Raw genomic sequence first — 20,552 nt, forward strand, 5'->3', positions numbered from 1 at the left:
CACTACCTCAGCCGTTGGGGCCCACTGTGGCAACGATGGTGACTTGCTTGTTATCCGGTATTTCCTGATACGCCAGAACATGCAAATTCGGTACAGCCAGGCGGCCGAAGCGCGACAGCATGGCACGGATCGGGCCAGCTACCAGGAGAATGGCCGGCTGGCCTTGCATTTCCTGGCGCTGGCAGGCGTCGATCAACGAACGCTGCAGCTTTTCGGCCATGCTCGGCTCAAGAAGAACACCGTCTTCCTGACCTTGCCCGGCCCTTTGCAAACTATTGAGCAAGATCTGTTCCAACCTTGGCTCAAGCGTGATCACAGGCAGCTCGGACTCAACGCCGACAATGCTTTGGACGATGGCACGACACAATCCGACGCGCACCGCCGCCACCAGCGCGGCGGTATCTTGACTCTTGCTGGCGTTGTTGGCGATGGCCTCGGCAATGCTGCGAATGTCACGCACCGGCACTTGCTCGGACAACAACGCTTGCAGGACCTTGAGCAGCCCCGACAAGGAAATGACACCGGGCACCAGCTCTTCTGCAAGTTTAGGCGAAGCCTTGGACAATACCTGCAACAGCTGCTGAACCTCTTCATGGCCGATCAGCTCATGGCAGTGCTTCTGCAGGATCTGGTTGAGGTGGGTGGCAACCACGGTACTGGCGTCGACCACGGTGTAACCCAGCGACTGCGCCTGGGCGCGCTGGCCCACGTCGACCCACACCGCCTCCAGGCCGAACGCCGGGTCGCGCGCGGCGATGCCGTTGAGGGCGCCGAACACCTGGCCGGGGTTGATCGCAAGCTCGCGGTCCGGGTAGATCTCGGCCTCGGCGAGGATCACCCCCATCAGGGTCAGGCGATAGGCACTGGGCTGCAGGTCGAGGTTGTCACGGATGTGCACGGTCGGCATGAGGAAGCCCAGGTCCTGGGACAGCTTCTTGCGCACCCCCTTGATCCGCGCCAGCAGCTGGCCACCCTGGTTGCGGTCGACCAGCGGAATCAGCCGGTAACCGACTTCCAGGCCGATCATGTCGATCGGCGTGACGTCGTCCCAGCCCAGCTCCTTGGTCTCCAGTGCGCGCTGCGGCGACGGCAGCAGGTCCTGCTGGCGCTGCGCCTCCTTCTGCGCTTCGAGCTTGGCCTTCTGCTGCTTCTTCCACACCAGGTAGGCACCGCCCCCGGCCAGCAGGCCGAGGCTGAGGAAGGCGATGTGCGGCATGCCCGGGACCAGGCCCATGATGATCATCAGCGCCGCAGACACCCCCAGCGCCTTGGGCGAGTCGAACATCTGGCGGTTGATCAGCTTGCCCATGTCCTCGGAGCCCGAGGCACGGGTGACCATGATCGCGGCAGCGGTGGACAGCAGCAGCGATGGCAATTGCGCCACCAAACCGTCACCGATGGTCAGCAAGGCGTAGACCTTGCCCGCATCGCTGAACGACATGTTGTGTTGCAGCATACCGATCAGCATGCCGCCGATCAGGTTGATGAACAGGATCAGCAGGCCGGCGATGGCGTCACCGCGGACGAACTTGCTGGCACCGTCCATCGAACCGTAGAACTCGGCCTCCTGGGCCACCTCGGCACGGCGTGACTTGGCCTGGGCCTGGTCGATCAGGCCGGCGTTGAGGTCGGCATCGATGGCCATCTGCTTGCCGGGCATGGCGTCGAGGGTGAAGCGCGCGCTCACCTCGGAAATACGCCCGGCACCTTTGGTCACCACCACGAAGTTGATGATCATGAGGATGGCGAATACCACCGCACCGACCACGTAGTTGCCGCCGATCACCACCTCGCCGAAGGCCTGGATCACCTTACCGGCAGCGCCGTGGCCTTCCTGGCCGTGGAGCATGACCACGCGGGTGGACGCCACGTTCAGCGCCAGGCGCAGCAAGGTCGCCACCAGCAGGATGGTGGGGAACGCGGCGAAGTCCAGCGGGCGCAGGGCGTACACGCAGACCAGCAGGACCACGATCGACAGGGCGATGTTGAAGGTGAAGAACACGTCCAGCAGGAACGGCGGTATCGGCAACATCATCATTGCCAACATCACCAGCAGCAGCAACGGCACACCCAGGTTGCCCCGGCCGAGCCCGGCCAGGTTGTTGCGGGCGTTGCTGATTAACTGAGTGCGATCCACCGCGAGTCCTCTTGATGCAAAACTTTGACGCCCAAGGGGCGCTTGGGCGTGGCTCTGCAAGAAGCCTTCCAACTTTGCTCGGCTATGGATTTATGTTGCCCGTGCCGGCCTCTTCGCGGGCATGCCCGCTCCCACAGAGATGCCACAAGGCCTGAGTGCACGCTGTACCTGTGGGAGCGGGCGAGCCCGCGAAGAGGCCGGCACAGGCTGGAATCAGTTGTCGCGGCGTAGATCAGACGGAATCGGCAGGTCTTCCTTGAGCGGCTCTGGCCGCTTGCCCTTGCCGGAGCGGTACTGGCGAATCTGGAACACGTAGGCCAGCACCTGTGCCACTGCCAGATACAGCCCCGCGGGAATTTCCCCTTCGACCTCGGTGGAGTAGTAGATCGCCCGCGCCAGCGCCGGCGACTCGAGGATCTGCACCTTGTGCTCCACGCCGATCTCGCGAATCTTCAAGGCGATGAAGTCGGTACCCTTGGCCACCAGCAGCGGCGCCACGCCCCCCTTCTCCGGGTCGTACTGCAGGGCCACGGCATAGTGGGTCGGGTTGGTGATGATCACATCGGCCTCGGGCACGGCAGCCATCATGCGCCGCTGCGACACCTCGCGCTGCAGCTGCCGGATGCGCTGCTTGACCTCAGGCTTGCCTTCGCTGTCCTTGTACTCGTCCTTGATCTCCTGCTTGGTCATCTTCAGCTTCTTGTGGGTCTGCCACAGCTGGAACGGCACGTCCGCCGCGGCAATCAGCAGCAGCCCGGCCGCCATCCACAGGGCGCTCCAGCCAACCACCTGGACACTGTGGATGATCGCCTGCTCCAGAGGCTCGTTGGCAATCGCCAGCAGCGCCTGGCGATCATTGCCCAACACCACCAGGGCAACGATCAGGATCACGAAAAACTTGGCCATCGCCTTCAGCAACTCAGTCAGCGAGTTCAGCGAAAACATCCGCTTGATCCCCGACAGCGGGTTCATCCGGCTGAACTTGGGCTGCAAGAGGCTGGCAGAAAAGACGAACCCGCCAAGGACAATGGGCGACACGAACGCAATCAGGAACAGCAGCAGCAGAATCGGCTGCACCGCCCAGATGGCCATCTTGCCCGAGGCCAGCAGAAACAGCCCCATGGAACGCTCGTCGGTGATCACCTCGCGCGTCAGCGAGAAGTTCAGCTGCATCAACGCCATCAGTGTTTGAGCCAAGTTGCCGCCAAATGCCAGCAAGGCACCTGCGCCGGCAAGGGTCGACGCCACCGTGTTCAGTTCCTTGGAACGGGCAATCTCACCTTTTTCGCGCGCATCGCGCTTGCGCTTGTCGGTGGGTTCTTCCGTCTTGTCCTGACCGCTCTCGCTTTCAGCCATGCTCAGCGCGCCCTTGCCAGCTCACGAAGCCACTGCAACGCCTCACTGGCCAACGTCTGGTAGTGAGAAAGGATATCGGCCAGGCCGATCCAGAAGATGGCCATGCCCAACACCAGGGTCAGCGGGAAGCCGATGGAGAAGATATTCAACTGGGGCGCTGCGCGGGTCATCACGCCAAAGGCGATGTTCACCACCAACAGGGCGGCGATGGCCGGCAGGATCAGCAACAGGCCGGCGCCGAACACCCAGCTCAGGCGACCGGCCATCTCCCAGAAGTGGTTGACTATCAGGGCGTTGCCCACCGGCAAGGTGGTGAAGCTTTCGGTCAACACCTCGAAGACCACCAGGTGGCCGTTCATCAGCAAGAACAGCACACTCACCAGCATGGTCATGAACTGGCTGACCACTGCCACGTTGACCCCGTTGGCCGGGTCGACCATCGAGGCGAAGGCCATGCCCATCTGCACGGCGACGATCTGCCCGGCGATGACGAACGCCTGGAACAGCATCTGCAGCGAGAAGCCGAACAACGCGCCGACGATGACCTGCTCACCACACAACAGCAGGCCGCGCAGGCTCAGCGGGTCGAATTGCGGCAGCGGCGGCAGTGCCGGCACGATCACCACGGTGATCGCCACGGCAACGTACAGACGGATACGCGCAGGCAGCATGCGCGTGCCGAAGATAGGCATGGTCATCAACACCGCCGTTACCCGGAACAGCGGCAGGATGAAGGTGGCGACCCAGGTGCCGATCTGCGCGTCGGTCAGCTCCAGCATGGCAGGCTCAACCGATCAGCTGCGGGATGCTGGTGTACAGGCCGGTGATGTACTCCATGAACTTCTGCACCAGCCAGGGCCCGGCCACGATCAGCGTGACCAGCATCACCAGCAGACGCGGGAGAAAGCTCAAGGTCTGTTCGTTGATCTGGGTGGCGGCCTGGAACATCGCCACCACCAGGCCGACCAGCAGGCTCGGCACCACCAGGATGGCCACCATCAAGGTCGTCAGCCACAGCGCGTCACGGAACAGGTCGACAGCTACTTCAGGTGTCATGCGAGGGCTCTCCTTGCAGCGTCAGACGCCGCCGAAACTGCCGGCCAGGGTACCCATGATCAGCGCCCAGCCATCGACCAGGACAAACAGCATGATCTTGAACGGCAGCGAGATGATCAACGGCGACAGCATCATCATACCCATGGCCATCAGCACACTGGCCACCACCATGTCGATGATCAGGAACGGGATGAAGATCATGAAGCCGATCTGGAACGCGGTTTTCAGCTCCGAGGTGACGAACGCCGGCACCAGGATCGTCAGCGGCACCTGATCGGGGCCGGCGATGTCGGTGCGCTTGGACAGGCGCATGAACAGGTCGAGGTCACTCTGCCGGGTCTGTGCCAGCATGAAGTCCTTGAGCGGCCCCTGGGCCTTTTCGATGGCCTGCTGGGCCGTCATCTTCTCGCTCAGATAGGGCTGCAAGGCATCCTGGTTCACCCGGTCGAACACCGGCGCCATGATGAACATCGTCAGGAACAGCGCCATGCCGGTCAGCACCTGGTTCGACGGCGTCTGCTGCAGGCCCAGGGCCTGGCGCAGGATCGAGAACACGATGATGATCCGGGTGAAGCTGGTCATCAGGATGACGAACGCTGGAATGAAGCTCAGCGCCGTCATGATCAGCAGGATCTGCAGGCTGACCGAATACTCCTGCTGCCCGTCCGCGGTGTTGGTCAGGGTAATGGCCGGAATCGACAACGGGTCGGCGGCCAGGGCCAGCGGCGCAGCCAGCAGCAGGGCGAGTGGCAACACGGTGCTCAACGCGTTTTTCAACAGCAGGCGCAAGGCGCGGCTCATCACTTCTTGTCCTTCTGATCCTTGCCCATCAGCTCCATCAGGCGCTGGGCAAACTCCGGCGTCGCCTGGCGGGCGCTGGCGGGTACTTCGACAGGTTCGGCCAGCACGTGCAAAGCCTCGATGCTGCCTGGGGTGTGGCCGATGAGGATCTGCGCCTTGCCAACCTGCACCAGCAACAGCCGGTCACGCGGGCCGATGGCGCGGCTGCCGACGATCTCGATCACCTGCCCGCCCTTGGGCGTGGCGCCCTGCATGCGGCGCAGTACCCAGGCGAGGAAGAAGATCAGCCCCACCACCAGCAACAGGCCGAACACCATCTGCGCCAGCTGCCCGCCAAGGCTGCCGGGCGCAGCGGCCGGCGCCGCAACCGGGCTGGCGGCAGGCGTGGCAGCGGCGATGGCCACTTCACTGGCCAGCAGCGCGGCCAAGGCCATCACGGCCCGCATCGTGCCCTTCACTCAGCGCAGCTTCTTGATGCGTTCGCTGGGGCTGATCACGTCGGTCAGGCGGATGCCGAACTTCTCGTTGACCACGACCACTTCGCCATGGGCGATCAGCGTGCCGTTGACCAGCACATCGAGCGGCTCACCGGCCAGGCGGTCGAGCTCGATCACCGAGCCCTGGTTGAGTTGCAGCAGGTTGCGAATATTGATTTCGGTGCTGCCCACTTCCATGGAGATGTTCACCGGAATGTCCAGGATCACATCCAGGTTCGGCCCTTCCAGGCTGACGTTCTCGTTCGGCCGCGGGGAGCTGGCGAACTCTTCCATCGGCAGGCGGCCGGCACCAGGCTTGCCGCTGTCACCGGCGAGCAACGCGTCGATGTCGGACTGGCCGGCATCACCGGTTTCTTCCAGAGCCGCAGCCCACTCATCGGCCAGGGCCTGGCCTTCCGCGGAAGTGATCTCGTTTTCGTTAGCCATGATGTCCTCGACAGGCATTCAATTCGTGAAGAGCGACCGGCACGCCGTCAGCGGCGTTCGATCGGGTCAATGATCTGCAGGGCCAGGTTGCCCTTGTGCGAGCCCAGGCGCGCCTTGAACGACGGCACGCCATTGGCGCGCAGTACCAGGTGCTCGGGCAGCTCCACCGGGATCACGTCGCCGGCCTGCATGTGCAGGATGTCGCGCAGTTTCAACTGGCGGCGGGCAACCGTGGCGGTCAGCGGCACGGAAACGTCCAGCACGTCCTCGCGCAGGGCCTTGACCCAACGCTCGTCCTGGTCATCGAGGTCGGACTGGAAGCCGGCATCGAGCATCTCCCGCACCGGCTCGATCATCGAATACGGCATGGTTACATGCAGGTCGCCACCGCCGCCGTCCAGTTCGATATGGAAGGTCGACACCACCACCGCCTCGCTCGGGCCGACGATGTTGGCCATCGCCGGGTTGACCTCAGAGTTCATGTACTCGAAGTTGACCGGCATGATCGCCTGCCACGCTTCCTTGAGGTCGACGAAGCACTGGTCCAATACCATGCGCACCACGCGCAGCTCGGTGGGGGTGAATTCACGGCCCTCGATCTTGGCGTGACGGCCGTCACCGCCAAAGAAGTTGTCCACCAGCTTGAACACCAGCTTGGCGTCGAGAATGAACAGCGCGGTGCCACGCAGCGGCTTGATCTTGACCAGGTTGAGGCTGGTCGGCACGTACAGCGAATGCACGTACTCGCCGAACTTCATCACCTGCACGCCGCCCACCGCCACATCGGCCGAACGCCGCAGGAGGTTGAACATGCTGATGCGGGTGTAACGGGCAAACCGCTCGTTGATCATTTCCAGGGTCGGCATGCGACCGCGCACGATCCGATCCTGGCTGGTCAGGTCGTAGCTTTTGATGCTGCCCGGCTCGGCAACGCTCTCGGTCTGTACCAGCCCATCGTCGACGCCATGCAACAGGGCATCGATCTCATCCTGGGACAGCAGGTCCTGTACGGCCATTGCGGACTCCTACTGCAATACGAAATTGGTGAACAGCAGCTGGTCGACCACCGGCTTGCCGACTTCCTTCTGCGCCACTTCCTGAACCACCGCGGTGGCTTTCTGACGCAGCATTTCCTGGCCCACCGAACTGGCCGCCAGGGTGTCGAAGCCCTGCCCGGAGAACATCATCACCAGGTTGTTGCGGATCACCGGCATGTGCACCGCCAGTGCGTCCAGGTCAGCCTGGCTACGGCCTTGCATGGTGATGCTCAGCTGCATGTAGCGCTGGCGGCCGTTCTGGTTGAAGTTGACCACGAAGGCGGGGGCCAGCGGCACGTAAATCGCGGGCGCCTTGACGTTGGTAGCGGCCGCTTCCGGGGCGGGCGCCGATTCACTCTTGTGCATGATGAACCAGGTGGCACCGACCGACAGGCCGACCGCCAGCAACAGGGCCAGCACCAGCAGCAGGATCAGCTTGAGTTTGCCTTTTGCGGCGGGGTCTTTCACTGCGTCGCTCTTCGCCATGCCAATAATCCGTCGTCCATCGGGGTTTCAAAGGAGGATGACGTGGCTTGAGCAAGTGTTATGCCAGATTTGTCAGGATGTGTTTTTCCTGTACCGGCCTCTTCGCGGGCTCGCCCGCTCCCACAGGCCCTACGCCGCCTTCACGGCTTGTGAAATACCTGTGGGAGCGGGCGAGCCCGCGAAGAGGCCGGTACAGCCAACGGAAAAATCAGGCGTAGTAATCGACAGCGCTGTCACCAATGACCACTTGCTGCTCGACAGCCCGGGAGCCTTCACCCAGCCCACCCTGCTCGCCCTCACCACCCTGGCCCCTGCGCGCAGCCACCCCGGACAGCTGCGAGCCGTCCTGCTGTGCCTGCTGCTGTTGCTGGCGCGACTGGTCGGCGACATTGACGTCCGGCTGCGCCAGCCCCTGCTGGGCAAACAGCTCGCGCAGGCGGTACACCTGGCTGTCCAGCGCATCACGCACGCCCGCGTGGCCGCTGACGAAGGTGATCTGTGTGGACTGGTCGGTCGCGACATTGACGCGGATATCGAGGCGCCCGAGCTCAGCCGGCTCCAGCTGGATATCCGCCGACTTGAGGTTCTGGCTGGACAGGTACATGACCCGGTTGACCAGGCCTTCGGCCCACGCGCCCTGGTTCATCTGCAAGGGCTGATGCAAAGGGTTGGCGTTGACCGGCAGCGCATTGGCAGTCTTGGCGGTCGCCGCCTGGGTCAGGCTGGCCAGGCGATTGGCGAAGTCATCGACACGGGTATCGCTGGTGGCGCTCTTGGTGTCCTTGAGCCCGTCTTCGAGCAAGGCACCGAAGGCCTTGTCGCCGGTCTCGGACTTGCCTGCCTCGCCTTCGACCTTGTCGATCAGGGTCGCCAACGGATTGACGGCCGCTTGCCCATCATCGGATTGAGCCTTGGCTGGGTCAGTTGCGTGGGCCGATGTCGTCCCTTTGGCCTGGGCACTCTGCTCCAGGGCCAGGCGCAAGGTCGGCAGGTTGGCCAAGGGGTCGGCATCCGGGTCGAAAGCCTCTGCTTCGGCGTCTGCCGGCAACGGCTCGGCCACCTCGGCCACCGGCGCTTGCTGGATAGCGGCCTGCAAGACCGGCGCCACGGCCTCGGCCTGGGCCTGCAACAACTGCGCGCCGGGCTGAGCATCGGTGACCTGGCCTGCCACCAGGCTGGCATCGAGCGAACCCGAGTCGCTGGCGGCTGCCGCATCGGCGGCAGGCGGCGGCACATCGGCTGCTGGCAATTTGTTGCCGTCATCGGCAACCGCCGGTTTGTCGGCGGCCTGCTTCTTGCCGCCCTGGGCCACATCGGGCTTGTCCTTCGGGCCGGGCTGAGCAGCCTTGTCATTGCGCGCGGGCGCCTTGTCGCGCCCCTGCCCGGCCATCACCTGATCGAAGCCGCCGCCCAGCCCGCCTGCCGCCTGCAGCGGCTTGTCCACCCGCGAGGAACCCGCACTCGACGGCTTGCTCAGGGTGTTGGCTTGCAACAAAGGGTTGGGTGCGACAGGCATTGAACGGTCTCCGCGCCAGAAACTGGAATATCATCTGGCCACAGAGAGGCAAAAGTCGCGCCAACTTGCGATCAGTTAGCCGAAACGCGCTCACGCTCGCCGCGATAGAAGCACTGCACTTCCAGGTATTCCTGGTCGATCCGGTTGATCAGGTCTTCGATGCCATACAACGGCCGCACCTTCACCCGCTCTTCCAGTTGCTGGCACAACCGGGCAAGGCCAACAGCGCCCATGTTGCTGCTGCTGCCCTTGAAGCTGTGCGCGGTCAAGCCGAGTTCGTCGGCGCTCTTGGCCTCGTGCAGCTGGCTCAAGCGCCGCTCGGAGTCTTCCAGAAAGGTCTCCAGCAGCTGCAGGTAGCCATCTTCCATGACCTCCTGCAAGTCGCTGAGTACCTTGTGGTCAATATGCATGTCAGTCACTTGCTCACTCCTTGATCAAGCCGGATTATGCCTGAGCCGCCCCGCGGCCCTCCAGACGCATCACCAATCGAACTGAACGCGGGCACAGCGGCCGCCTTCGCTCCACTCGGCGCGGCTGCCAAGCCGCTGCACCAGGTGCAGCCCGCGCCCACTCAAGTCCTGTTCCAGGGACGGGCGCGACAACACGCTGCGCACATCGAACCCCGCGCCGCTGTCGCGGACTTCGATGGTAAGACGCCCACCCACCCCAGAGGGTTCCACCTTCAGGTCGATGCGCACGAAACCTTCGGCCAACGCCGCCAGACGCCGGGCCCGTTCCTGATAGTAGTCGGCAAAACCCTGCACATCACGCTTGAGCTGTGAATCCAGGCCCAGCACACCATGCTCCAGGGCATTGGAATACAGCTCACTGAGCACACTGTGCAAGGCGCCGGTGCGAGGCCGCAGGCCATGGATTTCCTGCAACAACTGCACCAGGTAGGGCACGGGATTGAAACGCTTGAGGCTTTCGCCACGCAATTCGAACCCCAGCGACCAGTCCAGCGGGCTGGAGCGCCCGCTGTCGGAATACAGAGTGGGCGCAGGCACCCGGTCCTCGTCGCTGAACATGCGAATGTCGCACAGGCTGATGTCATCCCGCGGGCGCCCACCAAAACGCTCCAGGGCCTGCATCACCTCGTCGAACAGCTGCGCCGGGTCGCGATTGGCGGCCAGCACCTCGCACAAGCGCTCGACACCGAACAGGCGCTCCTGCTCGTCGGCGGTATCGACCACGCCATCGGACAGCAGCAACAGCCGCTCCCCCGCCGCCAGCGGCAACACTTCGGTGCTGTCGTCGAAGCGCTCCGGCGCCAGGATGCCCAGTGGCAGGTGCCGCGAACCCAGGCAGCCGAGCACTGCGCCGTCGGCTGAAAGCCGGTAGCCATCCGGCATGCCGCCATTCCACACTTCCACCGCACCGCGCTGCACGCTGATCTTGAGCAGCAGCGCGCAGCAGAACATGTCCACCGGCAGGATGCGCTTGAGCTTGGCATTCATCTCGCGCAGCATCTGTGCCAAGCCGTAGCCCTTGGCAGTCATGCCGTAGAACACTTCCGCCAGCGGCATCGCACCGACTGCGGCGGGCAAACCATGGCCAGTGAAGTCGCCGAGCAGCACGTGCATGTCACCCGCCGGGGTGAAGGCAGCCAGCAGCAGGTCACCATTGAACAGGGCATAAGGCGACTGCAGGTAACGTATGTTCGGCGCCGTGATGCAGCCGGAGTGGGCCACCTTGTCGAACACCGCCTTGGCCACGCGCTGCTCGTTGAGCAGGTGGTGATGGTGGCGGGTGATCTGGTCACGCTGCTCGAGCACGGTCGCCTGCAAGCGACGCAGCCGGTCCATGGCGCGGATCTTGGCACCGAGGATCACCGCACTGTAGGGCTTGGCCATGAAGTCGTCGCCGCCAGCCTCCAGGCAACGCACCAAGGCATCCTCCTCGTTCAGCGAGGTCAGGAAGATGATCGGCACCAGCGCCTCGCCGGCCAGCACCTTGATCTGCCGCGCAGCCTCGAAACCGTCCATGACCGGCATCAAGGCGTCGAGCAACACCAGTTGCGGGCGCTTCTCGGCAAACAGCGCGACGGCCTGTTCGCCATTTTCCGCGGTGAATACGTGGTGACCCTGGCGACGGACGATCTGCGCCAGCAGCAGGCGGTCGACCGCCCCGTCCTCAGCCACCAGTACGGTCAACGCCTGTTCGGCCGGCATCTGGGCACTCAACTGATATCGAACAGTTTTTCGAAATTGGAAATGGCCAGGATCTTGCGCACGTCGGAGCTGGCATGCACCACGCGCACGTCCGATTCGTCACCGCCGGCGTGGTCACGCAGCAACAGCAGCATGCCCAGCGCGGAGCTGTCCAGGTAGGTGGCGTCCTTCAGGTCGACCACCACCGAGTCGGGCCTGTTCGGCTGGCGTTCGTAGGCATCACGAAATTCCTGATGCTTGCCAAAGTCGAAGCGCCCCTTGACCTTGATCGTGAGCTTTTTCCCGTCCTGCGAAAAATCCGTCTCGACTGCCATGCTAGCGATTCCTTCGATGATGGCGAATGCAACTGTTCAAGGTTTAGCAGCCCGTGGCTGGACTATCAAGGTAACCTGTACCGGCCTCTTCGCGGGCACGCCCGCTCCCACAGGTATCATGTCGCCCTCAGGCCTTGGTGTGATCCTTGTGGGAGCGGGCTTGCCCGCCAAGAAGCCGGTGCAGGTTACAGATGACCTTGCCTGGGCAAGCGCTGCGACAGCTCGTCAAGCAAGCGCTGCTCGCGCTTGTCTTCGGCCCGCCGCGCCTCCTCCATGTAGCGCTGCACCAGCTTGCGCAGCCCTTCTACCCGAGCATAGGCCTGCTGCCAGGTGCCACGGGCATTCTTCAGGTTGTTCTCATGCCAGGCCAGGCTCTGGCGCTGCTGGGTCATGGCCGTTTCCAGCTGGGCCAGGAAGCGCTGGTAGTTGAGCAGCCAGCTGCCATTCACGCCCTGCCCGCCGCGGTTGATCCACTGGGCCTGGTACCCCTCGCGGAACGACTCAAGCTCGGCCAGCTTGGCCTGGGCCTGAACCACCTGCTGCTGGAAGTGCCCCACGCGCTGGGCGGCCTTGCGCTCGGCCTCTTCGGCCATGTCGACCACAGGGGCCAGGCGGGCAGCGCGACCGGGCAGGCTCATGATCTATCAACCTTTCGCCGGAGGCGTGAAGATCGCCCCCAGCTCGTCGCGGCTCTGGCCCATGCCGACGTTCTCGTCCAGCCCCTGGCGCAGGAAGTCCACCAGCCGCGGCTGCAAGGCAATCGCCAGGTCGGTTTCCGGGTCGCCACCGGCCACATAGGCGCCCACGCTGATCAGGTCGCGGCTCTGCGACAGCCGTGACCACAGTTGCTTGAATTTCTGCGCCTGGCGCAAGTGGTCGGCATCCACCACCTGCGGCATGACCCGGCTGATCGAGGCTTCGATGTCGATGGCCGGGTAATGGCCTTCCTCGGCCAGGCGCCGGGACAGCACGAAGTGACCGTCGAGCACACCCCGCGCCGAGTCGGCGATCGGATCCTGCTGGTCGTCACCCTCGGACAGCACGGTGTAGAAGGCGGTGATCGAGCCGCCACCGGGCTCGCCGTTGCCGGCGCGCTCCACCAGCTTGGGCAGCTTGGCGAACACCGACGGCGGGTAACCGCGGGTGGCCGGCGGCTCGCCGATGGCCAGGGCGATTTCGCGCTGGGCCTGGGCGAAACGGGTCAGCGAGTCCATCAGCAGCAGGACGTTCTTGCCCTTGTCGCGGAAGTACTCGGCAATGCGCGTGCAGTACATCGCCGCGCGCAAGCGCATCAGCGGCGCATCGTCAGCAGGCGATGCCACGACCACCGAGCGCTTGAGCCCCTCCTCGCCGAGGATGTGCTCGATGAACTCCTTGACCTCGCGGCCCCGCTCGCCGATCAGACCGACCACGATGATGTCCGCTTCGGTGAAGCGGGTCATCATGCCCAACAGCACCGATTTACCGACGCCGGTGCCGGCGAACAGGCCCAGGCGCTGACCACGGCCGACAGTGAGCAGGCCGTTGATACTGCGAATGCCCACGTCCAGTGGCTTGCTGATGGGGTCACGGTTGAGCGGGTTGATGATCGGCCCGTCCATCGGCACCCAGTCTTCTGCGCGCATGCCGCCCTTGCCGTCGAGGGCGCGCCCGGCGCCGTCGAGCACCCGGCCCAGCATGCTCATGCCCATGGGCAGGCGACCACTGTCGTCCAACGGCACCACGCGCGCCCCCGGCGCGATGCCGGCGATGCTGCCCACCGGCATCAGGAACACCTTGTTGCCGGCAAAGCCCATCACCTCGGCCTCGACCTGCACCGGGTGGTAGCTGTCGTCGTTGATCACCAGGCAGCGCCCGCCGACCGCGGCGCGCAGGCCTTCGGCTTCGAGGGTGAGGCCGACCATGCGCAGCAGGCGGCCTTCGACCACCGGTTGCACCGGCAACGCGATCGCCTCGGCGTAGCCGCCCAGGCGCTTGCCGAAGCTGGTGCGGTCAAGGCGCATCGCTGGCGTCCAGTTCCACCGACATGTCCGCAGCCGCCGGGTGCAGGGCCTGGTCATGCAGCTGGTCGAACAATTGCGCCACGGCTTTCTCGATGCGGGTTTCCATGGTCGCGTCGATGCGGCTGTGGAGGGTCTCGATCCGGCAGCCACCTGGCAGCAGGGCTTCGTCTTCAAGCAGTTTCCAGCTCTCCTCGTGGCGTTCGCGCAGGGCCTTGGCCAGCTCGAAATCCTGCGGGTTGAGGTGGATGCGGATGTTGTCGGCGCCCATCGGCAGCAGCTTCAGCGCCTCACGCAATACCTGGGTGATCTGGCTGGAATCGCTGCGCAGTTCGCGGCCGATGACCTGGCGCGCCATGTGCGCAACCAGATGCACCACACTGCGTTCGATCTGCGTGTCCTGTTCGGCGATCGGCTCGAGCAGGTGGCCCATCAGCTGCTCCAGGCTGGCCAGCTTGATGGCCAGTGCCTCCTCGGCCTCCTGGCGCACCTTCAGTTGGGTACTGTGGAAGCCCTCGCGCTCGCCAGTGGCGAAGCCTTCGTTGTAGGCCTCCTGGCGGATCGCCTCGAGCTCTTCGAGGGTCAACGGCTGGACTTCCTCCAGCGGCACTTCCTCGACTTCTTCCTCGACGACTTCCGGTTCCGGCTCGGGCTCCGGCGCGGGCTCCGGGTCGAAGCTGGGCAGCGCCCAGACATCGACGCCCTCGAGGTCGCGGGCGCGGATCAGGTCACTGGGGTGGGATTCTTTGGTGGGCATGTTCTCAGCTACTCAACAACGACCGATGCAGTCCCTGTGGGAGCGGGCTTGCCCGCGAAGCAGGCACCGCGGTGAATGGCACCGGCTTCGCCGGTGTTCGCGGGCAAGCCCGCTCCCACAAAGGGTTCGTGTCGCCTGTGGATCAGATCATTTCCTCGGCACCCTTGCCGCCGAGCACGATCTCGCCGGCCTCGGCCATGCGCCGGGCAATGGTGAGGATTTCCTTCTGCGCCGTTTCCACGTCGCTGACGCGCACCGGGCCCTTGGCTTCGAGATCGTCGCGCAGCAGCTCCGAGGCACGCTTGGACATGTTCTTGAAGATCTTGTCCTTGACCCGCTCGTCGGCACCCTTGAGCGACACCACCAGCACGTCGGACGACACTTCGCGCAGCAGCGCCTGGATACCGCGATCGTCGACGTCGGCCAGGTTGTTGAAGACGAACATCAGGTCTTCGATCTGCTCCGACAGGTCGCTGTCGATCTCGCGGATCGCATCCATCAGCGCACCTTCCACCGAGCTGTCGAGGAAGTTCATGATGTCGGCGGCGCGCTTGATGCCGCCCAGGGTGGTGCGCGCAGCATTGGAGTTGCCCGAGAACTGCTTCTCGAGAATCTGGTTCAGCTCCTTGAGCGCCGCCGGTTGCACCGTGTTGAGCGACGACACGCGCAGGACGATGTCCAGGCGCACCTTGTGGTCGAAGTTGCTCAGTACCTCACCGGCCTGGTCGGGGTCGAGGTAGGCCACCACGATGGCCTGGATCTGCGGGTGTTCGTAGCGGATCACATCGGCCACGGCGCGCGGTTCCATCCACTTGAGGCTGTCCAGGCCGCTGGTGTTGCCGCCCAGCAGGATGCGGTCGACCAGGCCGTTGGCCTTGTCCTCGCCCAGGGCCTGGTTGAGCATCTTGCGGATGTAGGCGTCAGAGCCCACGCCCAGGCTGGTCTGGTCGCCGACGATCTCGACGAACTCGCTCATCACCTGCTCGACCTGCTCGCGGTGCACGGTGCCCATCTGCGCCATCGCCACACCGACCCGCTGCACTTCTTTCGGGCCCATGTGCCGCAGCACTTGTGCAGCATCGGTCTCACCGAGCGACAGCAGCAGGATCGCGGCCTTGTCGACTCGGCTCAGCTTGGCGGTAATGGCTCGATTGTCACTCATCGGCGTTGATCCACTCTTTGACGACCTGGGCTACGCGGCCCGGGTCTTCGGCCACCAGGCCTTTGATTGCGTTGAGCTGTGCTTCGTAACCCTCGGTAGGGCTCGGCAACAGAATGCTTGACGGGCCACCGAGGCTGACACGGTCGTTGGCCAGCTCGCCATCCAGACCGATCATCCCGCCCAGTTCCATGTCGCTGTCCGCAGCAGCCTGCTTGCCGCCACCGGTAATATTGTTGAGCACCGGACGCAGCACGCCGAACACCAGCACCAGGATGAACAGCACGCCCAGCACCTGCTTGACGATGTCCCAGAACCACGGCTGCTGGTAGAACGCAATATCGGCGATCTCTTCACCACGGTCGGCGGCGAACGGCACGTTGATCACCGTCACGCTGTCGCCACGGCTGGCATCGAAGCCCACTGCGTCCTGCACCAGGCGCGTGAAGCGGGCCAGGTCTTCAGCCCCCCAGGGGGCACGGCTGGTTTCGCCATTGGCGTCGACCTTGACCTGGTCGTCGACCACCACCGCCACCGACAGGCGGGTCAGGCGACCCTGCTGCTGGCGGGTGTGGCTGATCGAACGGTCCAGCTCGAAGTTCTTGGTGGTCTGCTCACGCTTGTCCGATGGGTACGGCGCGAGCATTGGCTGGCCGGTGGCCGGGTCCATGATCTGCTGGCCGTTGGCATCTACCAGTGGCTGGCCAGGCTGGATTGCAGCGGCCGCCCCGGCAGCACCACCGGTTGTCTGCGGCGCCGACGCCGGGCCAGGTGGCTGGTTGCTCAGCGCCCCCGGAACGCCCTGCGGGCCCTGGCTGCTGGCACGTTGTTCGTTGACCGCCTGCTCGCTGCGCAGCGCCGGCTGGTCCGGGTTGAACTGCTCGGAGGTCGACTCGACCGCACTGAAGTCCAGGTCGGCGGACACTTCTGCCTTGTAGCGGTCATTGCCCAGCACCGGCTGCAGGATGTTGTGCACACGCTGGGTGAGCATGCCTTCCATGCGGCGACTGTAGTCGAACTGCTTGCCGGCCATGGTCAGCGCGGTGTCCTGCAACTGCTCGGAGAGCAGGTTGCCCTTCTGGTCGACCACGGTGACTTGCGACTTGTCCAGCTCGGGCACACTGGTAGCGACCAGGTTGACGATGGCCATCACCTGGCCGGCTTCCAGCGAACGGCCCGGGTACAGCTCGACCAGCACCGAGGCGCTTGGCTTGCGCTCGTCACGCACGAATACCGAGCTTTTCGGGATCGCCAGGTGCACCCGGGCGGCCTTGACGTTGTTCAGGCTGGACACGGTACGCGCCAGTTCGCCTTCCAGGCTGCGGCGATAGCGGGTCGCTTCCATGAACTGGCTGGTGCCCAACCCCTGCTCTTTGTCGAGCAGCTCGAAGCCGACATTGCCATCGCTTGGCGCCACGCCGGCAGCCGCCAGTTTAAGGCGCGCACGGGAGAGGTCGTCGGCCTTGACCAGCAGCGCCCCGGAGTTGGGCTCGACATGGTAGGGAATGTCTGCGGAGGCCAGGGTATCCATGACCTGCTTGGTGTCCATGCCGGCCAGGCTGCCGTACAGCGGCCGGTAATCGGGCTGCTGCGACCACAGCACCACGGCGAAGCCGATCGCCACGCTCGCCGCCAACCCGACCAGCAGGCCGACCTGACGCAGCATGGGCATCTGCGAGATGTTTTCCAGGAACGCCATGTTCAACAGCGGTGGCTTGGAACCTGGCGCACCGCTCTTGGCGGGGGCGTTATCGACGACTGCATCAGCCATGACTTACTTCCGTCCTCAAACCGGCATCTGCATGATGTCCTGGTACGCCTGGACCAGCTTGTTGCGTACCTGGGTCAACGCCTGCATGGACACGCTGGCTTTCTGCGAGGCGATCATCACGTCCGTCAGGTCGACGCCGCTCTTGCCGATCTCGAAGGCATTGGCCAACTGGGTCGACGCCTGCTGGGTCTCGCTGACCTTGCCGATGGCCTGGCCGAGCATGTCGGCAAAGGTGCTTTGGCCAGGCGCCAGCTCGGGGGCGGCAGTGGCTTTGGGCAACGACATGGCATCGGCCTGCATGGCCCGCATGTCCAACATCAGACGATTGAATTCAACACCTTGGCTCATGACCTTCTCTCTCCGGCGGCCGCATTTTTTTGACACTCATGCGGCGGATAGCCCTGAACTAGCAACACATGTGCCAGCCCGCACGGCAAACCTGTAAATGAGTGCTTCAGCCGAACAGGCTGGCTTCCACGTCGAGCCCGGCATCACGCATCTGCGCCAGCTTGTAGCGCAAGGTACGCGGGCTGATGCCCAGCTTTTCGGCAGCTTCCTTGCGCCGCCCACGTTCGGCGCGCAGGGTGTCGATGATCATCTGGAATTCATGGCGTCGCATATCGTCGCCCAGGCCACCCGAGTCGACCGTAACCTCTTCAGGCGATGGCGATACCGTAGCCACCACCCCGGCCGACAATGGAATGGCACCGGCCAGACAAAAATCCGCCGCCTCGATCACCCCACCCTGTTGCAGGATCAACGCCCGCTGCAGGGCGTTGTCCAGCTCGCGCACATTGCCCGGCCAGGCATGCGCCTGCAGGCAGGCGCGCGCCTCGGCAGACAGCCGCACCGGCGCATGTTTCATCTTCGCCACGTGGCGGGCCAGCAGGCGCTCGGCCAGCGGCAGGATATCGCCACTGCGCTCGCGCAGCGGCTGCCAGGCCAACGGGAAGACCGAAAGGCGGTAGAACAGGTCTTCGCGAAAGCGCCCCGCCGCCACTTCACCCGCCATGTCACGGTTGCTGGTGGCCAGCACCCGGATGTCGAGGGCGATCGGCTTGCGCCCACCGACCCGCTCCACCTCGCGCTCCTGCAACACGCGCAACAACTTGGCTTGCAGGCCAAGGGGCATCTCGGAAATCTCGTCGAGCAGCAAGGTGCCACCCTCGGCCTGTTCGAACTTGCCGGCCTGGGCGGCGATGGCGCCGGTGAAGGCCCCCTTCTCGTGGCCGAACAGCGTGGCCTCGAGCATATTGTCCGGGATCGCCGCACAGTTGATCGCGACGAACGGCTGCGCCGCCCGCGGCGACTGCTGGTGGATATAGCGCGCCAGCACTTCCTTGCCTGTACCCGACTCGCCACAGATGAGCACGGTCGAATCGCTGCGCGCCACCCGCGCAGCCAGCTCCAGCAACTGTCGACTGGCCGCCTCGCACGCCACCGGCCCCTCATGCTCGGTCGCCGCCAGGCGCCCGGCAGCATGGCGCTCGACCAGGCTCAGCAAGGCCTTGGGCTCGAACGGCTTGACCAGGTAATCCGCCGCCCCTTGGCGCATGGCCTCCACGGCACGCTCGACGGCCGCATGGGCGGTCATCAGCAACACCGGCAACTGGGGCTGGTGACGTCGCAGCTGAGCCAGCAACTGATGCCCGTCCATGCCTGGCATGTTCACATCGCTGACCACCAGGCTGTAAGCCTCGCCCTCCACCGCCTGCAGCGCCTCCTCGGCGCTGCCGACCGCATCAAAGGCGAAGCCACCGATCTCCAGGGTATCGCCCAGCGCCTGGCGCAACACGCGGTCATCCTCGACCAGCAGCACCTTGATTGCCATCACACGACCTCCGCTGCCTGCCCGTCGATCAACGGCAGCTCAACCTTTACACAGGTGCCACGCCCGACCTTCGAGCGCAGCTGCAGCGTGCCCTGGTGGGCACGCACCACAGCCTTGACCACCGCCAGCCCGAGCCCGGTACCGGTGGCCTTGGTGGTCAGGAACGGCTCACCCAGGCGCCCCAGCAGCTCGGCATCGATGCCACTGCCGGCATCGCTGATGTTCAGGTGCAGGGTGCGCTCGCGGCGGAACAGGTGCACCTTGAGCCGGGCCGGGTTGTCACTGGCCTGCAAGGCGTTTTCGATCAGGTTCAGCAAGGCACCGACCAGGGTGTCACGGTTGCACAGCAACTCGCCCAGATGGCTGTCGCACTGCCAACGCACGGCGTGCCCTTGCACATGGGGCTGAGCCGCTTGCTGCAGGGCCTGGAACAGGGCCTTGGGGGCCAGCCGATCACCCAGTGGCAGCTCGCCACGGGCAAACACCAGCATGTCGCGCACCTGGTGCTCCAACTCATGCAGGCGCTCCTTGAGGCTGCCGGCGAAGCGCTGGCGGGTTTCTGGCGCGAGCTCACGCTCGCCATCGGCCAGGTGGCTGGCATAGAGCATGGCCGCCGACAACGGCGTACGGATCTGGTGCGCCAGCGAAGCCACCATGCGCCCCAGCGAAGACAGTCGCTCATGCCGGGCCAGCTGGTCTTGCAGGCGGCGGGTTTCAGTCAGGTCGTTGAGCAACACCAGCTGGCCGGGCTCGGCATCCAGCGAGCGGGTGGCGATGGACAGGCGCCGGCCGTCGCGCAGCGAGACCTCATGGCCGTCGTCCTTGCGCGGGGCGAAGCTGCGCGCGATCACCTGGCGCCACAGCTGGCCGACCACAGGCTCGCCGAGCATTGCGCAGGCTGCCGGATTGGCCTCACGCACCAGGCCCTGGTCATCGATCACGATCACCCCGCCCGGCAGCAGGTCGAGCAGGTTTTGCAGGCGGTTGGCCAGGCGTTCCTTTTCATTCAGCTCGGCCATGCGCTGCGCGCCGACCACCGCCAGCTCGCCCTTGAGCTCGCTGACGCGGGCTTCGAGCATGCTGTAAGACTGGTTGAGCTGGCTGGAAACCTGATTGAACAGGGCGAACGCCTGCTCCAGCCCCTGTCGACTCTCCTGTTCGACCGGGGTACGCCCCTGCAGATCAGGGGCTCGGGAAAAGTGGGCGGCCTGGGGCATCGTGCTCTCTCGCGTGGCTG

Annotated in this window: 21 protein-coding genes; all 21 read right to left on the reverse strand. The window is 64.6% G+C overall.

Annotated elements, in window-relative coordinates; genetic code table 11:
* Window positions 1-7: 7 nt before the first annotated feature.
* The 21 genes from flhA to CAF78_RS00900 all read right to left on the reverse strand — a co-directional run bounded on the left by flhA (window position 8) and on the right by CAF78_RS00900 (window position 20,532).
* Window positions 8-2,137, reverse strand: coding sequence for a flagellar biosynthesis protein FlhA (gene flhA, locus CAF78_RS00795; protein WP_085677788.1), 2,130 nt, complete (start codon window positions 2,135-2,137; stop codon window positions 8-10).
* Window positions 2,138-2,350: 213 nt separating this feature from the next.
* Window positions 2,351-3,493, reverse strand: coding sequence for a flagellar biosynthesis protein FlhB (gene flhB, locus CAF78_RS00800; protein WP_085677787.1), 1,143 nt, complete (start codon window positions 3,491-3,493; stop codon window positions 2,351-2,353).
* A 2-nt stretch (window positions 3,494-3,495) separates the two neighbouring features.
* Complete coding sequence (gene fliR / locus CAF78_RS00805; RefSeq protein ID WP_085677786.1) at window positions 3,496-4,272, reverse strand: flagellar biosynthetic protein FliR; 777 nt, start codon at window positions 4,270-4,272, stop codon at window positions 3,496-3,498.
* A 7-nt stretch (window positions 4,273-4,279) separates the two neighbouring features.
* Window positions 4,280-4,549 carry a flagellar biosynthesis protein FliQ gene (gene fliQ / locus CAF78_RS00810; RefSeq protein WP_016393817.1) on the reverse strand — a complete coding sequence of 90 codons (270 nt, stop codon included), beginning with the start codon at window positions 4,547-4,549 and terminating at the stop codon, window positions 4,280-4,282.
* 21 nt (window positions 4,550-4,570) lie between these two features.
* The gene (gene fliP / locus CAF78_RS00815; RefSeq protein ID WP_085677785.1) at window positions 4,571-5,350 is read right to left on the reverse strand and encodes a flagellar type III secretion system pore protein FliP; all 780 of its coding nucleotides are present in this window, start codon (window positions 5,348-5,350) and stop codon (window positions 4,571-4,573) included.
* Window positions 5,350-5,796: a flagellar biosynthetic protein FliO gene (gene fliO / locus CAF78_RS00820; protein ID WP_177408488.1), complete on the reverse strand. Its 447-nt coding sequence runs from the start codon at window positions 5,794-5,796 to the stop codon at window positions 5,350-5,352. Before fliO ends, fliP begins: the two co-directional genes overlap by 1 nt.
* A gap of 12 nt (window positions 5,797-5,808) precedes the next feature.
* Window positions 5,809-6,273, reverse strand: coding sequence for a flagellar motor switch protein FliN (gene fliN / locus CAF78_RS00825; protein ID WP_085677880.1), 465 nt, complete (start codon window positions 6,271-6,273; stop codon window positions 5,809-5,811).
* 47 nt (window positions 6,274-6,320) lie between these two features.
* Window positions 6,321-7,289: a flagellar motor switch protein FliM gene (gene fliM / locus CAF78_RS00830; protein ID WP_027921190.1), complete on the reverse strand. Its 969-nt coding sequence runs from the start codon at window positions 7,287-7,289 to the stop codon at window positions 6,321-6,323.
* 9 nt (window positions 7,290-7,298) lie between these two features.
* Window positions 7,299-7,796, reverse strand: a complete 498-nt coding sequence (gene fliL, locus CAF78_RS00835) for a flagellar basal body-associated protein FliL (RefSeq protein WP_085677783.1) — start codon at window positions 7,794-7,796, stop codon at window positions 7,299-7,301.
* Between the two features lie 208 nt (window positions 7,797-8,004).
* Window positions 8,005-9,312 carry a flagellar hook-length control protein FliK gene (locus CAF78_RS00840; protein WP_085677782.1) on the reverse strand — a complete coding sequence of 436 codons (1,308 nt, stop codon included), beginning with the start codon at window positions 9,310-9,312 and terminating at the stop codon, window positions 8,005-8,007.
* Window positions 9,313-9,383: 71 nt separating this feature from the next.
* Window positions 9,384-9,731, reverse strand: a complete 348-nt coding sequence (locus CAF78_RS00845) for an Hpt domain-containing protein (RefSeq protein WP_085677781.1) — start codon at window positions 9,729-9,731, stop codon at window positions 9,384-9,386.
* Between the two features lie 60 nt (window positions 9,732-9,791).
* On the reverse strand, window positions 9,792-11,483 hold the full coding sequence (locus CAF78_RS00850) for a fused response regulator/phosphatase (protein WP_085677780.1): 1,692 nt from the start codon (window positions 11,481-11,483) through the stop codon (window positions 9,792-9,794).
* Between the two features lie 8 nt (window positions 11,484-11,491).
* Window positions 11,492-11,797 carry an STAS domain-containing protein gene (locus CAF78_RS00855; RefSeq protein WP_085677779.1) on the reverse strand — a complete coding sequence of 102 codons (306 nt, stop codon included), beginning with the start codon at window positions 11,795-11,797 and terminating at the stop codon, window positions 11,492-11,494.
* Window positions 11,798-11,982: 185 nt separating this feature from the next.
* A complete protein-coding gene (fliJ, locus tag CAF78_RS00860; RefSeq protein ID WP_085677778.1) occupies window positions 11,983-12,435 on the reverse strand; it encodes a flagellar export protein FliJ in 453 nt (150 codons plus the stop codon).
* A 6-nt stretch (window positions 12,436-12,441) separates the two neighbouring features.
* Window positions 12,442-13,800, reverse strand: a complete 1,359-nt coding sequence (fliI, locus tag CAF78_RS00865) for a flagellar protein export ATPase FliI (protein ID WP_085677777.1) — start codon at window positions 13,798-13,800, stop codon at window positions 12,442-12,444.
* The gene (fliH, locus tag CAF78_RS00870) at window positions 13,790-14,554 is read right to left on the reverse strand and encodes a flagellar assembly protein FliH (RefSeq protein WP_085677776.1); all 765 of its coding nucleotides are present in this window, start codon (window positions 14,552-14,554) and stop codon (window positions 13,790-13,792) included. Before fliH ends, fliI begins: the two co-directional genes overlap by 11 nt.
* Before the next feature lie 142 nt (window positions 14,555-14,696).
* Complete coding sequence (fliG, locus tag CAF78_RS00880) at window positions 14,697-15,716, reverse strand: flagellar motor switch protein FliG (RefSeq protein ID WP_054887156.1); 1,020 nt, start codon at window positions 15,714-15,716, stop codon at window positions 14,697-14,699.
* The gene (gene fliF, locus CAF78_RS00885) at window positions 15,709-17,484 is read right to left on the reverse strand and encodes a flagellar basal-body MS-ring/collar protein FliF (protein ID WP_085677774.1); all 1,776 of its coding nucleotides are present in this window, start codon (window positions 17,482-17,484) and stop codon (window positions 15,709-15,711) included. Before fliF ends, fliG begins: the two co-directional genes overlap by 8 nt.
* A 15-nt stretch (window positions 17,485-17,499) precedes the next feature.
* Window positions 17,500-17,832, reverse strand: a complete 333-nt coding sequence (fliE, locus tag CAF78_RS00890) for a flagellar hook-basal body complex protein FliE (protein WP_085677773.1) — start codon at window positions 17,830-17,832, stop codon at window positions 17,500-17,502.
* Between the two features lie 106 nt (window positions 17,833-17,938).
* A complete protein-coding gene (locus CAF78_RS00895; protein ID WP_085677772.1) occupies window positions 17,939-19,315 on the reverse strand; it encodes a sigma-54 dependent transcriptional regulator in 1,377 nt (458 codons plus the stop codon).
* Window positions 19,315-20,532, reverse strand: coding sequence for a PAS domain-containing sensor histidine kinase (locus CAF78_RS00900; RefSeq protein ID WP_085677771.1), 1,218 nt, complete (start codon window positions 20,530-20,532; stop codon window positions 19,315-19,317). Before CAF78_RS00900 ends, CAF78_RS00895 begins: the two co-directional genes overlap by 1 nt.
* Window positions 20,533-20,552: the final 20 nt, after the last annotated feature.

It is taken from the genome of Pseudomonas sp. R28(2017), assembly GCF_002112505.1.
Lineage (GTDB): Bacteria > Pseudomonadota > Gammaproteobacteria > Pseudomonadales > Pseudomonadaceae > Aquipseudomonas.